At 59.8% G+C, this 14,424-nt stretch carries 14 protein-coding genes and 1 pseudogene; 4 read left to right on the forward strand and 11 right to left on the reverse strand.

Going from position 1 to position 14,424, the window contains the following annotated elements; all coding sequences use genetic code 11:
* The first annotated feature begins 27 nt into the window (after positions 1-27).
* A pseudogene (locus tag N018_RS03485) lies at positions 28-300 on the forward strand (helix-turn-helix domain-containing protein).
* Between the two features lie 299 nt (positions 301-599).
* On the opposite strand, the gene N018_RS03490 reads toward N018_RS03485, so the two are convergent.
* From N018_RS03490 to exaC, 8 genes are all read right to left on the reverse strand, one after another.
* Positions 600-1,331 carry a LexA family transcriptional regulator gene (locus N018_RS03490; protein WP_024646187.1) on the reverse strand — a complete coding sequence of 244 codons (732 nt, stop codon included), beginning with the start codon at positions 1,329-1,331 and terminating at the stop codon, positions 600-602.
* 361 nt (positions 1,332-1,692) lie between these two features.
* Positions 1,693-2,220: an inorganic diphosphatase gene (ppa, locus tag N018_RS03495; protein ID WP_003379107.1), complete on the reverse strand. Its 528-nt coding sequence runs from the start codon at positions 2,218-2,220 to the stop codon at positions 1,693-1,695.
* A 110-nt stretch (positions 2,221-2,330) separates the two neighbouring features.
* Positions 2,331-3,140, reverse strand: a complete 810-nt coding sequence (locus N018_RS03500; protein ID WP_024646188.1) for a zinc-dependent peptidase — start codon at positions 3,138-3,140, stop codon at positions 2,331-2,333.
* A 3-nt stretch (positions 3,141-3,143) separates the two neighbouring features.
* Positions 3,144-3,791 (reverse strand): DedA family protein, encoded by a 648-nt coding sequence (locus N018_RS03505; protein WP_024646189.1) that lies wholly within the window; start codon positions 3,789-3,791, stop codon positions 3,144-3,146.
* A 183-nt stretch (positions 3,792-3,974) separates the two neighbouring features.
* A complete protein-coding gene (locus N018_RS03510) occupies positions 3,975-4,433 on the reverse strand; it encodes a GNAT family N-acetyltransferase (protein WP_024646190.1) in 459 nt (152 codons plus the stop codon).
* Positions 4,434-4,517: 84 nt separating this feature from the next.
* Entirely contained in the window at positions 4,518-5,357 is an 840-nt protein-coding gene (gene eutC, locus N018_RS03515; RefSeq protein ID WP_418903465.1) for an ethanolamine ammonia-lyase subunit EutC, read from the reverse strand.
* Between the two features lie 20 nt (positions 5,358-5,377).
* The gene (locus N018_RS03520) at positions 5,378-6,772 is read right to left on the reverse strand and encodes an ethanolamine ammonia-lyase subunit EutB (protein WP_025388851.1); all 1,395 of its coding nucleotides are present in this window, start codon (positions 6,770-6,772) and stop codon (positions 5,378-5,380) included.
* Between the two features lie 291 nt (positions 6,773-7,063).
* Positions 7,064-8,584: an acetaldehyde dehydrogenase ExaC gene (exaC, locus tag N018_RS03525; RefSeq protein WP_024646193.1), complete on the reverse strand. Its 1,521-nt coding sequence runs from the start codon at positions 8,582-8,584 to the stop codon at positions 7,064-7,066.
* Between the two features lie 225 nt (positions 8,585-8,809).
* Here exaC and mpl point away from each other — a divergent pair, with 225 nt between their 5' ends.
* Genes mpl through N018_RS03540 form a run of 3 tightly spaced genes read left to right on the forward strand, consistent with a single transcriptional unit; the run spans position 8,810 to position 11,062 of the window.
* A complete protein-coding gene (mpl, locus tag N018_RS03530; protein ID WP_025388852.1) occupies positions 8,810-10,159 on the forward strand; it encodes a UDP-N-acetylmuramate:L-alanyl-gamma-D-glutamyl-meso-diaminopimelate ligase in 1,350 nt (449 codons plus the stop codon).
* Positions 10,156-10,785: a flavin prenyltransferase UbiX gene (gene ubiX / locus N018_RS03535; protein WP_024646195.1), complete on the forward strand. Its 630-nt coding sequence runs from the start codon at positions 10,156-10,158 to the stop codon at positions 10,783-10,785. Before mpl ends, ubiX begins: the two co-directional genes overlap by 4 nt.
* Positions 10,778-11,062 (forward strand): YceK/YidQ family lipoprotein, encoded by a 285-nt coding sequence (locus N018_RS03540; RefSeq protein ID WP_025388853.1) that lies wholly within the window; start codon positions 10,778-10,780, stop codon positions 11,060-11,062. The genes ubiX and N018_RS03540 overlap by 8 nt, the downstream gene beginning before the upstream one ends.
* A gap of 258 nt (positions 11,063-11,320) precedes the next feature.
* Here the strand turns inward: N018_RS03540 and N018_RS03545 are convergent, their stop codons facing one another.
* The 3 genes from N018_RS03545 to N018_RS03555 form a co-directional block, all read right to left on the reverse strand.
* A complete protein-coding gene (locus N018_RS03545; protein ID WP_024646197.1) occupies positions 11,321-11,962 on the reverse strand; it encodes an NAD(P)H-binding protein in 642 nt (213 codons plus the stop codon).
* Between the two features lie 26 nt (positions 11,963-11,988).
* A complete protein-coding gene (locus tag N018_RS03550) occupies positions 11,989-13,716 on the reverse strand; it encodes a C13 family peptidase (RefSeq protein WP_024646198.1) in 1,728 nt (575 codons plus the stop codon).
* Between the two features lie 139 nt (positions 13,717-13,855).
* Positions 13,856-14,311, reverse strand: a complete 456-nt coding sequence (locus tag N018_RS03555; RefSeq protein WP_025388854.1) for a MaoC family dehydratase — start codon at positions 14,309-14,311, stop codon at positions 13,856-13,858.
* Positions 14,312-14,424 lie beyond the last annotated feature (113 nt).

Below are 14,424 nucleotides of genomic sequence, written 5' to 3' on the forward strand. Positions count from 1 at the left end.
AATGTGTTTTCGTTAAGGAGATCAGTCATGGACAATGAAATGAAGCAGTTTCAGAAGGACTTACTGGATTCAGTACGGCAAATGATAGACCGGAAAGCTGAGGGTAAGACCGCGGTGACACTCTCTGTCACGGCTGAGGCCCGGGCTAAAGTCGGTGTTTCTCAGGATGCATTTGCACCACTATTGGGTATTAGCCTGCGTACTCTTCCTGATCGGGAGTTACGTCGTCGGTAACCGGTAGGCGTTGCGCAGACATTGCTGCGCGTTTCCAGTCAGCACCTTGAAGCGCTTCGCGATTAGGCTGGGAGGATTGGTTGTGTCAGTAAACGTTGATCAGGATCAGCAGCTGCGTTGCGACCGCCCATTAAAAAGCCGGCTTGTGGCCGGCTTCTCGTAGGCGATTCCTATCTATTTTTGATAAACCGCAATCGCCTTCAACAGGTGCGCTCCTAAAGAAGCGCGAATAGATAACGGAGCAATCGGATCAAATGCCCCATTCCAGCCCCCGCCGCGCAACGTCGCCGGGTGCTTCGGATGCCGCACAGGATACTAAACCTCTTCGCCAATGCCCAGCCTGAACCCCATGCACCCGATGCCCCTCACAGCAGCAACATCGCATTACGCCGGCTGTTCAGTGTCGACCACCAGAATATCCAGCCCAGCACCCGAATTTTTTCTCGGTCAATATCTTCCGCGCTGAACACTTCGTCCGGGTACTCGGCGTCGTTGTGACTGCGCAGGCGCAGGCCGCCGTTGGGGAGGCGGTAGAGGTAGCGGACGCGCAGGATGCCGCCGTGTTCGAGGGCGTAGATTTCGCCGTCGATGATTTGGGTCAGTTCACGGTCGACGCCGAGGATGGAGCCGTCCTGGATCTTGTCGGCCATGCTGTTGCCGACCATGGCGACGCACATGCAGTTTTTCGGGTCGATGCCCATGGTTTGCAGGACTTGCAGGGGCAAGCGGATTTTCTGTCCGGGGGCTTCGGCCAGGACTGTTTTGCCGACGCCGTGTGGCGATTCGACCTCTGTGAAGATCTGAACTTCCACGTCTCCGCGCAGGACGTTTCTGCTTTGCTGGATAACCATTCGGGTATCGCCGCCGGTGTTTTCATTGGCGGGTTCATTGGGGTGTTTGGGGCCTTCACCGGTGCGCAGCCAGCGGGCGTTAACGGTCAATAATTCAGCCACCTCGTCAATGCGGGCCATGGGCACGCCGCGTTTGAACCAGTTGTTGACGTGTTGCGGCGTGATTTTGCGGTTGGCGGCAAAATCAGTCGCGGTGAGGTGGCACTCCCGAAGGAGGATGCGGAGTCGATCGCCTGATGTATTCATGGGGTGAAGTCTACGGGCGTCGCCTGGGCGTTTAAATGAACGAGGTGTTGAGGTCGACGTTATCCCAAGGGGGTGACGGCTACCCGGACTACGGACGGAATGAATGGCGTGTAGGTCAGTTCCGTAATAGCGATTTTTTGATTAAACGCGGTATCAGGTGTTTACCCCGGCTATACGGGCATTAACGGACTGTTTATCAAATGGTTAAAAGTCGAGTACGTTTTTAAACGGACGATTGGTAAAAAAATGTTACGGGGGTATTTCAGAGCCGGCTTCGAACCGGGGGGAGGGAGCTGGTAGCAGGGAGAGAGCATGTTTCAGGGGGCTTGCCTGCAAGCCCCCTGAAACAGCGGATCGGTGATCAGCCTTTGAACGCTTCAACCGATTTCATGATCTCGGCGCGGGCCGCGTCAGCGTTGCCCCAACCTTCGATCTTCACCCATTTGCCTTTTTCGAGATCCTTGTAGTTCTCGAAGAAGTGCTTGATCTGCTCAAGCAGCAGTGGTGGCAGGTCGGTGTACTCTTTCACGTCGACGTACAGCTGGGACAGCTTGTCGTGCGGTACTGCGATGACTTTGGCATCGCCGCCGCCGTCGTCAGTCATGTGCAGGATGCCGACCGGGCGTGCGCGGATGACCGAGCCTGGGGTAACCGGGTAAGGGGTGACAACCAGCACGTCCAGCGGGTCGCCGTCGTCAGCCAGGGTGTTGGGGATGAAACCGTAGTTGGCCGGGTAGAACATCGGAGTGGCCATGAAACGGTCAACGAACAGGCAATCGGTGTCTTTGTCGATTTCGTATTTGATCGGCGCGTGGTTGGCCGGGATTTCGATCGCGACGTAGATGTCGTTCGGCAGGTCTTTACCTGCCGGAATCTTGCTGTAGCTCATTGGGCATTGCCCCCCTGGTTTAACAGACAGATTGTGGCGCGAACCGCCGTAAAGTGGTCCGGATTATAGGCATATTCTGTTTTGGTTGCTACGCATGGGCTCGGCAGCGCTCAGGTGTCCCGGTAAGACGGGGCGTGTTGCCGTAATGCATTCAGCCGCCCGAGGGTGTCCTGACGGTAGAACGCTTTGAGCTGTCCATAGACTGCCGGGTAGTTGTCGTACAGCAGGTCGGGCGCGCTGAAGAAGTACTCGCTGGTGACGGCGAAGAACTCGGCAGGGTCCTGCGCGGCATAGGGGTCGATAGCGGTTTCGGCCTCCGGGTCTTGATCCAGTTGCCGATTGAGATCATCGAACGCGCTCTGCATGACACTCGCCCATTCGGTCACCCGCATATCGCTGTGCAGCGGCGGCAGGCCGTTGGCGTCGCCGTTGAGCATGTCGAGTTTGTGCGCCAGCTCATGGATCACCAGGTTGTAGCCGTCCCAGTCGCCGCTGCTCAGCACGCCGGGCCAGGCCAGAATCACCGGCCCTTGCAGCCAGGCCTCGCCACTGTGTTCGCCGTCCCACTCGTGTTCGACGCCGCTGGCGTCGCGATGGCGTTGCGGGCTGACGAAATCGTCCGGATACAGTACGACTTCATGAAAGCCCTGATACCAGTTCAGGTCGCCCAGGCTCAGCAACGGCAGTTGTGCCTGGGCCGCAAGAAACAGGCGTTGCTCGTCATCGAGCTCGACGCCCGGCAGCGCGCTGAGGTATTTGTCGTTCAAGAACAGCACGCAGGCATCACGCAGTTGGGCGTCCTGCTCGGCGCTCAAACCGTCGAGGATGGGCAAGCGCTGGCGCACTTTCTGCCATAACTCGGCAGCAACCGGATGTCTGGCGAGGGTTCTTCGCCTGCGCCAGTTGCTGAGTGACCACATGGCTCAGCGAGCGTCGACCGGTGGCGCGCTGCGGCTGCGCACTACACCGATGATCATCGGCACCAGCGATAGCACGATAATCGCCAGCACCAGCAACGTCAGGTTGTGCTTGATGAACGGGACGTTGCCGAAGAAGAAACCCAGCGTGACCAGACTGCCGACCCACAGCACCGAACCCAGCACGCTGAAGCCCACGAAGCGCGGATACGACATTCTGCCGACACCTGCCACGAAAGGCGCGAAGGTACGAATGATCGGCAGAAAACGCGCCAGCGTCACGGTCTTGCCGCCATGGCGCGCGTAGAAGTCCTGGGTGCGCAGCAGGTAGTCGCGGCGGAAGATGCGCGATCTGGAGTTGTTAAACAGCTTTTCGCCAACCGTGCGGCCGATGACGTAATTGGTGCTGTCACCCAGAATTGCCGCGAGCATCAGCAGCCCGGCCAGCAATACCGGGTCCATGCCGCCACCGGCAGCCACGGCACCAGCGATGAACAGCAGCGAATCGCCCGGCAGGAAGGGCATGACCACCAGCCCGGTCTCGCAGAAAATCACCAGAAACAGGATCGCGTAGACCCATGGGCCGTAGTTGGTTACCAGCAGGTCGAGGTAGACGTCGAGATGCAGAATAAGGTCGAGCGGATTGAATTCCATTGAAGCACCTGAGGCGAGCACCCTGTCCGGGGTCGCATGCGGAAGAAGCGACTGCGCGGCATTATAGAAGCAGAATGCCTGGAAGAGGTTCCGTAATAATTCGTGGGTGGTTTCGCGTGTCGCCCAGGGTGTTTTATCGCGGCTAGACGCAGCAATGATGCTGCGTACAGGCCAGCAGGATGATCAGTCTGAACTGATGGGCAATACGTAATTTTTGAACTGCGTATCTTCCTTGAATCCGATGGACTCATAGACCTTCTGCGCCACTTCGTTGTTGCTGCTGGTGGACACACGCAGCCGCACTGCATGGGTTTCCTTGGCCATTTTTTTGGCCTGTTTGATCAGATGGTCGGCCACCAGTTGGCGGCGGGCGTCTTCGGCGACGTAGATGTCGTTGAGAATCCACACCCGTTTCAGTGACAGTGACGAGTAGCTCGGATAAAGCTGACAGAAACCCAGCAGCTTGCTGTCGTCGTCCTTGGCCAGCGCCAGGTAGATCACCGACTCTTCACGGCGCAGGCGTTTTTCGAGGAATTCTCGCGAGGAGTCCGGAAGTGGCGACTCGTTGTAAAACTCCCGGTATTTGATGAACAGCGGGCAGAGCAGGTCCAGATGTTCAAGAGTCGCTTTGATGATCCGCATGGTTTGGCCTCAACTTCCCTATGAGCTAATGCAGTACGCCGGGACGCTTGTGCGATCCTGCCCGGCGGCTTTGGAAAGCACAATCTAATGTGGGTCAACCGGCCCGTCGAGCAGGAAATTGCCGATGTGCTTGCCTGAATGTTCAGCTGAGCTGTCGGATTCTATGGTGTTCAGTTCGGCCTCGTCCTTCAGACTGACCCCGGAAATCTGCCGCCTACAGGCTTCGCGCATCAGGTAAAGCAGGCGATGCGCGGCCATGGCATAGCTCAGGCCTTCAAGCCGCACGTTGGAGATACAATTGCGGTGCGCATCATTCAGGCCGACTTTGGGGCCGTAAGTGAAGTACAGGCCGAGGCTGTCCGGCGAGCTGAGGCCGGGGCGTTCGCCAATCAGGATCACCACCATTTTGGCGCCGAGCAATTCGCCGACTTCGTCCGCCACCGCCACGCGACCCTGTTCGACCATGACCACCGGCGACAGCGTCCAGCCATCGGCACTGGCCTGCTGCTCCAGCCGAGCGAGAAAAGGCACGGCATGCCGATGCACCGCGAGGGCTGATAGCCCATCGGCTACCACCACCGCCAGATCAAGCCCGCCAGGATGAGCGGCGGCATACTCGCGTAATGTTTGCGCCGACTCGTCATTCAGACGCCGCCCCAGGTCCGGGCGTTGCAGGTAGCTGTGCCGATCGGCGGCAGCGCTGTGCAGTAGCAAGGTGTCTCGGCCTTTTTCGGCCAGTTGCGCGCTGATTGCAGCGTGATCAAAGGCAAGGTGCACGGCGTCACGCGCTTGGGCGTGCGCCGCCTGAAAGTCGAGCTGCGCGGAGGTCGGCAGGCTGGTGCCAGTGCGGCCCAGTGCGATGCGCGCGGAGGTCAGGCGGCGCAGTTCCAGCCACGGGTCAGGGGGCAGAGTGCTGTCCTGAATTTCATTCATCGGCTTGTCACTCATGCTAAATGCGCCAGTGCCTGACGAAACGCGGGCGGCAGGCTGTCGCCGAAGCGCACGCGGCCGTCGGCCTGAGTGAATATGCCCATTTTTTCCAGCCAGGCCTCGTATTCCGGCGCGGGGCGCAGGCCCAGGCTTTGCCGGGCGTATAGCGCATCGTGGAACGAGGTTGTCTGGTAGTTGAGCATGATGTCGTCGGAACCGGGGATGCCCATGATGAAGTTGATCCCGGCCACGCCGAGCAGCGTCAGCAGGGTGTCCATGTCGTCCTGATCGGCTTCGGCGTGGTTGGTGTAGCAAATGTCACAGCCCATCGGCACGCCGAGCAACTTGCCACAGAAGTGATCCTCCAGACCGGCGCGAATGATCTGCTTGCCGTTGTACAGGTATTCCGGGCCGATAAAGCCCACCACGGTGTTGACCAGAAACGGATTGAAGTGCCGGGCAACGGCGTAAGCACGGGTTTCGCAGGTCTGCTGGTCGACCCCGTGATGCGCATTGGCCGACAGCGCGCTGCCTTGCCCAGTCTCGAAATACATCAGGTTTTTCCCGAGCGTGCCACGGTTCAGGCTAAGGCCTGCTTCGTAGCCTTCCTGCAGCAATTTGAGGCTGATCCCGAAGCTGGCGTTGGCGGCTTCGGTGCCAGTGATCGACTGGAACACCAGATCGACCGGCACACCGCGATTGATCACTTCGATGGAGGTGGTGACGTGGGTCAGCACGCAGGACTGGGTCGGGATTTCGTAACGCTGGACGATGGCGTCGAGCATTTCCAGCAGGGCGACGATGGAAGAGGTGCTGTCGGTGGCCGGGTTGATGCCGATCATGGCATCGCCATTGCCGTACAGCAGGCCATCCAGAACGCTGGCCGCGATGCCGGACGGGTCATCAGTCGGGTGATTGGGTTGCAGGCGGGTCGACAGGCGACCACGCAGGCCCATGGTGTTACGAAACCGGGTGACGACGCGGATCTTCTGTGCGACCAGCACCAGATCCTGCACGCGCATGATCTTCGAGACTGCGGCGGCCATCTCTGGCGTCAAGCCGGGCGCCAGCGCTCGCAGGCTGGCTTCATCGGCTTGATCGCTGAGCAGCCAGTCCCGAAAACCGCCGACGGTCAGATGGCTGACCGGCGCAAAGGCGAGTGTGTCGTGGGTGTCAATGATCAGACGAGTGACTTCGTCCTGTTCGTAAGGGATCAGCGCTTCTTCAAGAAAATGCTTGAGCGGAATATTCGCCAGCGCCATTTGTGCGGCTACACGCTCGGCATCGTTTTGCGCTGCGACTTCGGCCAGATAATCACCGGAGCGTGCAGGGCTGGCCTTGGCCATGACTTCTTTGAGGCTGTCGAAGCGGTACGTCTGCGCACCGACAGAATGGGAAAAGCTCGCCATACAGGTTCTCCATGACGCCACGCTGTTCGCGTCGGACGTAGTCTTTCGGTCGAACCGGTGACGTCCCGGTTCAAACGACTGTGGGAAGCGATGTAAGCAATTAATACTCCATCCCGGCCGGGAGTGCGAGTTTGGGGGGGTAAGCAGATGCGTATGGGAGAGGATGCATCACGCCAGAGCGCTGAACCGCGGCGTGATGCACAGGGTTGGTGCGCGATGCGTTCTCGTCGCAGAGCGTCCAGAAATGCATCCCCACGCAGGGCGTGGGGACAATCATCGCGGGGCGGGTGCCTAGAAAAAGCCCAGCGGATTCGTGTCGTAGCTCACCAGCAGGTTTTTGGTCTGCTGATAATGCTCCAGCGCGATTTTGTGGGTTTCGCGACCGACGCCGGATTTCTTGTAGCCACCGAATGCGGCATGCGCCGGGTACAGGTGGTAGCAGTTGGTCCAGACGCGCCCGGCCTTGATCGCTCGGCCCACGCGGTAGGCTCTGTTGATGTCGCGGGTCCACAGGCCAGCGCCCAGGCCGAACTCGGTGTCGTTGGCAATGGCCACGGCTTCGGCTTCGTCCTTGAAGGTCGTGACACTGACCACCGGGCCGAAGATTTCTTCCTGGAACACGCGCATCTTGTTGTTGCCTTTGAGCAACGTCGGCTGGATGTAGTAACCGGTGGACAGGTCGCCCTCCAGCTTTTCTACCTTGCCGCCGGTCAGCAGCTCGGCGCCTTCGCCCTTGGCAATGTCCAGGTACGAAAGAATCTTGTCGAATTGTTGCTCGGACGCCTGAGCGCCGACCATGGTGTCGGTGTCCAGCGGGTCGCCGCGCTTGATCTTCTCGACCTTGCGCAACACCGCTTCCATGAACTGCGGGTAAATCGACTCCTGTACCAGCGCACGGGACGGGCAGGTGCAGACTTCGCCCTGATTGAAGAAGGCCAGCACCAGACCTTCGGCGGCTTTGTCGATGAACTCCGGCTCCGCACTCATGATGTCTTCGAAGAAGATGTTTGGCGACTTGCCGCCCAGCTCCACGGTGGACGGGATGATGTTGTCTGCCGCCAGTTTCATGATGTGCGAGCCCACTGGGGTCGAGCCGGTGAAGGCGATCTTGGCAATGCGCTTGCTGCTGGCCAGTGCTTCGCCTGCTTCACGGCCGTAACCTTGCACGATGTTCAGCACGCCGGCAGGCAGCAGGTCGCCGATTAGTTCGATCAGCACGCTGATACCCAGCGGGGTCTGCTCGGCGGGTTTGAGCACGATGCAGTTACCGGCAGCCAGCGCCGGTGCGAGTTTCCAGGCGGCCATCAGGATCGGGAAGTTCCACGGGATGATCTGCCCGACCACGCCCAGCGGCTCATGGATGTGATAGGCCACGGTATTGCCGTCGATCTCGGCGGCGCTGCCTTCCTGGGCGCGCAGCACGCCAGCGAAGTAGCGGAAGTGGTCAGCGGCCAGCGGGATGTCGGCGTTAAGGGTTTCGCGAATCGCTTTACCGTTGTCCCACGTTTCGGTGATGGCCAGGACTTCAAGGTTGGCTTCGATGCGGTCGGCGATTTTCAGCAGGACCAGCGAGCGCGCCTGTACCGAGGTCGAGCCCCAGGCAGCAGCGGCTGCGTGGGCAGCGTCGAGCGCCTTTTCGATATCTTCGGCCGTGGAGCGGGGGAATTCGGCAATCGCCTTGCCGGTGACCGGCGAGGTATTGGTGAAGTACTGACCTTTTACCGGGGCGACAAACTCGCCGCCAATATAGTTACCGTAGCGTTCCTTGAAGTTGACGATAGCGCCTTCGGTACCGGGATGAGCGTAACGCATGGTATGTCTCCTGGTTCTTGTTGTGAGGGAGTCTGTGTCTATTATGCAGTCGGTTATCTGGCAGGCAGCAACCAAGAATAGGCTAATTGCAACTCGCCGTGATCAGGACTTTAGGCTTATCCGCGCGCTATTGAAATGCCTGGCGCGGGCAATATGGCGGACAAACTCAGGGTGCCATTTCAGCGTCCCTACGTTAACCTGCGCGGACGTTCTGAGAGGTTGGTCATGCATATTCATATCCTTGGTATCTGCGGCACGTTCATGGGTTCGCTGGCGGTGCTCGCCAAAGAGTTGGGGCACCGGGTTACGGGGTCTGACGCCAATGTCTATCCACCGATGAGCACCCAGCTTGAGGCCCAGGGCATCGAGCTGACCCAAGGTTACGACCCAGTGCAACTGATTCCGGCTCCGGATCTGGTCGTGGTCGGCAACGCGTTGTCGCGTGGTAACCCGGCGGTTGAATATGTCCTGAATAATGGTTTGCCGTACGTGTCTGGTCCGCAATGGCTGGCACACCATGTGCTGCAAGGTCGCTGGGTATTGGCGGTCGCCGGTACGCATGGCAAGACCACCACCAGCAGCATGCTGGCCTGGGTGCTCGAACACGCGGGCATGAGCCCCGGTTTTCTGATCGGCGGCATTCCGCAGAACTTCGCGGTGTCAGCGCGTCTGGGTGAAACCCCGTTCTTCGTGGTGGAAGCCGACGAATACGACAGCGCCTTCTTCGACAAACGCTCGAAGTTCGTCCACTACCGTCCACGGACTGCGATCCTCAATAACCTTGAGTTCGATCACGCCGATATCTTCCCCGATCTGCCTGCCATCGAGCGCCAGTTTCACCATTTGGTTCGCACCATTCCGAGCGAAGGTCTGGTGATCCATCCGACCACCGAGCCCGCGCTGACGCGGGTGATCGAAATGGGCTGCTGGACCCCGGTGCAGACCACCGGCCAGGGCGGCCAGTGGCAGGCGCGGCTATTGAGCGAAGACGGTTCGCACTTTGAGGTGCTGTTCGAGGGCGAGCTGCAAGGCGCGGTCGAATGGGACATGACCGGTCAGCACAACGTCGCCAACGCGCTGGCAACCCTGGCTGCGGCGCGTCATGTTGGCGTCGTGCCGTTGCTGGGCGTGCAGGCCTTGAGCGCATTCAAGAGCGTCAAACGGCGCATGGAGAAGGTTGCCGATGTGCGCGGCATCACCATTTATGACGATTTTGCTCACCACCCGACGGCGATTGCCACCACGCTGGATGGCCTGCGCAAGAAGGTCGGCGACGCGCCGATCATTGCCGTGATCGAGCCGCGCTCCAATTCGATGAAGCTCGGCGCGCACCGCGATGGTTTGCCGGAAAGCGTGAACCACGCCGATCAGGTGGTCTGGTACGCGCCGCCCAATCTGGGCTGGGACCTTGCCGCCACCGTGGCCGGTGGTTCGGTGCCGTCAAGGGTGTGCGACTCGCTTGAGGCGATCATCGACCATGTCCAACACCTGGCGCAGCCCGGCACCCACATCGTCATCATGAGCAACGGCGGTTTCGGCGGTCTGCATGGCAAGCTCGCGGAGGCACTGAAATGAGTGGTCCGGATCGCGTTACAGTCGCCATGACCGGTGCGTCAGGCGCGCAATATGGTCTGCGCTTGCTGGATTGCCTGGTGCGTGAGGAGCGCGAAGTACACTTCCTGATTTCCAAGGCCGCGCAATTGGTGATGGCCACCGAAACCGACGTGCGCTTGCCGCCCAAGGCGATGATGATGCAGGCGTTCCTGACGGAATACACCGGCGCATCGGCCGGGCAGATTCGCGTTTACGGCCGCGATGACTGGATGTCACCGGTGGCATCGGGCTCGGGCTCGCCCAGTGCGATGGTGGTGGTGCCGTGTTCTACCGGCTCGCTGTCGGCGATTGCCACCGGGGCTTGCAACAACCTGATCGAACGCGCTGCCGACGTGACGCTGAAGGAGCGGCGCCAGTTGATTCTGGTACCTCGCGAGGCGCCGTTTTCCAGCATTCATCTGGAGAACATGCTCAAACTGTCGAACATGGGCGCAGTGATTCTGCCTGCGTCTCCCGGCTTTTATCATCAGCCGCAGACCATCGATGACCTGGTGGATTTTGTGGTCGCGCGGATTCTCAATCTGCTGAACATCCCTCAGGACATGCTGCCACGTTGGGGAGAGCACCATATTGGCGGCGATGAATAAGCTGATGGTGATAGCGCTGGCGCTGGTCATGACCGGCTGCGCGACCGCTCGCACGCTTAACGCGGCCAAGCCCGGAGCGCCCGTGGTGTATGCCGGTACGCGGCTGAATATGTACGCATTGCAGGGCGGTTGCTGTGCGACAGACCGCTTCGGTACCGAAGCGCCAGGCTATCCAGGCCTGGACCTGCCGGGCAGCGCGCTGCTCGACACGCTATTGCTGCCACTGTCGCTGCTGACGGCAGCGGGAGTGGGGGTTCGGGCTACGGGCGGGCTTTAGGGGGATCAGAGACGACTATGGTGCCAATGCTCCGCGTTGGCATGCATTGGGTGACGCTCTGCGTCACAAATCTTCAGTCTGGTGAGATAGCAAGGTGAACGAAGCTTAGGCTTAATGGTGCCTGTCTCTCGATACTGACTGAAACAGGCGTAAAGGCTCCAATATGCGACGCGGAGCGTCACGAAATGCATCCCCACGCGGAGCGTTGGAACGATCAAATCAAAAACGTTATGGCAATGAGCGTGGGGCGATAAGCGCTTACTTGCCCAGCTTGCGCAGCTCATCCGACTCCACAATCCGTTCACCATTCTGCTCTTCCAGTGCCAGACGCCACATGGCGCGGGCCAGCTGGCAGGCTTCGATGGCGCCGTATTTGCCGGGGATCAGTTTGGCGATGGGCGCGGCAAGCTGTTCGACCCAGCGGGTTTCGCTGCGGCTGCCGACCAGCAGGGAAGGGCGGGCTATGGTCAGCTGTGGCCAGCCTTGCGCACGCAGCGCCTGTTCCATTTCGCCTTTGATACGGTTGTAGAAGGTGCTGGACCTGGGGTCTGCGCCAATCGCACTGATCACCAGCAAATGGCGAGCACCCAGCTCACGGGCACGGCGGGCGAACGCAATCACCATGTCCAGATCGACGGCTTTGAAGGCGTCCTGCGAACCGGCTTGTTTGATCGTCGTGCCCAGGCAGCAGAATGCGATGTCCACGCGGCCATCCAGTGTTGGCAGCAGGGTGAGCAAGTCGCCGATCGGATTTTCAAGGTGTGGGTGTTCTGCCAGCGGCCTGCGGGTTGGAGCCAGCACGCGGCTGACGGTCGGCTCGTTGAGCAGGCGGTCAAGCAAATGCTCGCCGGTGAGGCCTGTGGCTCCTGCAAGCAGGATGTGTTGCGGCGTCAAGTACATAATCGTTCTCCTTGATACTACTCAGCCTAGCGGCTAGTCGAGGTCTTCGCTTCCGTGCGCGTCAACGCCGTATTCAAAGCGCGTTCGGCCTGGCTTTTGCGCAATTGCTGCCAGCGCGCCAGGACTCCCTTCGGGGCCCATATCTGAGGTTCCGAGGCTTCAAAGTTATCTTCGTTCTCGCGTCGCGCAACGTAGTTTTTTGCATCATTGAATGCTTGTTGCAGGTCATCGGTTGCGACCAGTGCCCTGGCAAACAGCGCGTCGCCGAAATAGGTGAAGTCAGCCTCTTCCGAACAGCCGAAGGACACTCGGTCAGCGCGTGAAGCCGTGATGATCAGCGTGCGCTCGTCTTTGAGGGCCGGAATGAAACCACCGGAATAACAGGCCGAAATCACCACAACCTTATCGCGGTTTTTCAGCGGGGCGAGGGTCGTAGCCAGGGCGTCGGCGGGCAGATCGGCCAGCGACAGGCGTGGTTGATCGAGCACCAGTTCGTGATCCTGAGTGCCGTGGCTGGTCAGGTAAATGAATACAAGATCTTCCGGGCCGGTGCGTTGCGCGAGTGTCTGGACCGCTCGACTGATGCTCTCGCGGGTGGCCATGGGCCGGTCATCCATGTGATCGCGATGGTTGACCAGGCTGACTTGCCCGACAGCGCCGAATCGTGATTTCAGCAGGTTGCTGACGTAGTCTGCTTCGCGCATGAACACGCTCTGCTTGCCGTCGCCACCCACGACCAGCGTGTACAGCTCGGTGGCGGGCGTCGATGCTGGTACGGCAGCGAGCGCCTTGTCCAGCAGCGGACCCTGGGCCAGCAGCCCTGTTTCAAGCGTATCGGGGAGTAATTTGCCTCGGGCGTCGCGGACGCGCTGGCCGTTGGCCCAGACACCGCGCTGCTCAGTGCCATCCGGAGAAATCAGCACGCCGTTGCCCTGATACGTGTCATCGGCAAACTGACCCACGTAGCGGCTGCCATCGGCCAGTTGCAGCTGACCCTGGCCCATGAACCGCCAGTTATCAAAGTCGCCCTGATAGCGGCTGCCGTCGGAGCCGATCAGCTCGCCCTTGCCTGTCAGCGCGCCTTCCTTGAATTCGCCACTCCAGACGTCGCCGTCACTGTTTTCGTAGCGGCCTTTGCCGTCAATCTGGCTGTTGCGGAAATGGCCGACATATTGATCGCCCTCCGCGCTGGTGAAGCTGCCGATACCCTGCAACTGACCATTGACGAAGTTGCCACTGTATTGATTACCGCTGGCGTCACTGCGCGAGCCTTCGCCGTTGGCCTTGCCTTTGGCGAACATGCCCTGATGCTGGCTGCCGTCTTCCAGCTCCAGACGACCGGCGCCGTCGTACTGGCCTGCCTTGAACTGGCCACGATAGAGCACGCCCTTGTCTTTCTGTGTGCCTTCGCCGTCGCGCAGCCCGAGTTTGAAATGGCCGACGTAGCTTGCGCCGTTATGGCTGGTCAGCCGACCCTGGCCATGAAACAGGCCCTGTTCGAAGCCGCCCTTGTAAACATCGCCATTAGCCGCGTGCCATTCACCCGGGCCCTGCCACAGACCGCTTTCGAAATGCCCGGCGTACCAACTGCCGTTGGGATAGTCGATCCGGCCCTCGCCCTGCAACACGCCATTGACCAGGTCGCCGCGATAACGTCCGCCATCGGGCAGACGGCCGTCTGGGGGCAGCAATGATTCGCCATCACCGCAGCCTGCGATCAAGAGTGTCAAAGCCAGTGGAGCGAGCGCGCGCATGTGAGATCCCGGAAGATTGATTCAGTGGCGAGCCCGACCCTGCTGAGCAGAGTTCATCGGTCACGACCGCGTGGGAGTATGCCGCAGCGAGTCAGGGGTATGAAACAGTCTGTTACGACTGTTTCATATTTTAAACGTGTTACACGAAACACAAGGTCAAGGGTTCGGCGACAAAAGCAGGCTTGTCCTGACCCTCGATCTCCAGCGTGGCCGTTGCCTTGAGCAGCCACTGACCTGGTTTTTTCTCGGTCACCTCAGTCAGCTGTACCTTCAGGCGCACACGCGAATTGACCCGCACCGGCTGCACGAAACGTACGCTGTCCATGCCATAGTTGACGGCCATCTTGAGGCCTTCGGGCAACACCATGATGCCTTCCATGAGTTTGGGGATCAGCGACAGCGAGAGAAAACCATGAGCGATGGTCGCGCCAAACGGGCTCTGAGCCGCTTTGACGGGGTCAACGTGAATGAACTGAAAATCCCCGGTAGCTTCCGCGAACAGGTTGATACGTTCCTGGTCAATGGTCAGCCAGTCTGAACATCCCGGTTCCTGGCCAATGTGCTGCTTGAGTTCTGTAACGGGAACAAAAGGCATGCTGCTTTCCTTGTCTGGGGGGTGTTTAGCAAAGCGCCGCTGCCTGCATCGAGCTGTTGTCCTGGTCGATCAGGGCTTGCAGGCAGACCACAAGATCAGCAGAGGGTTGGCAA

The organism is Pseudomonas syringae CC1557, from assembly GCF_000452705.1.
In the GTDB taxonomy this organism is placed as follows: Bacteria; Pseudomonadota; Gammaproteobacteria; order Pseudomonadales; family Pseudomonadaceae; genus Aquipseudomonas; species Aquipseudomonas syringae_F.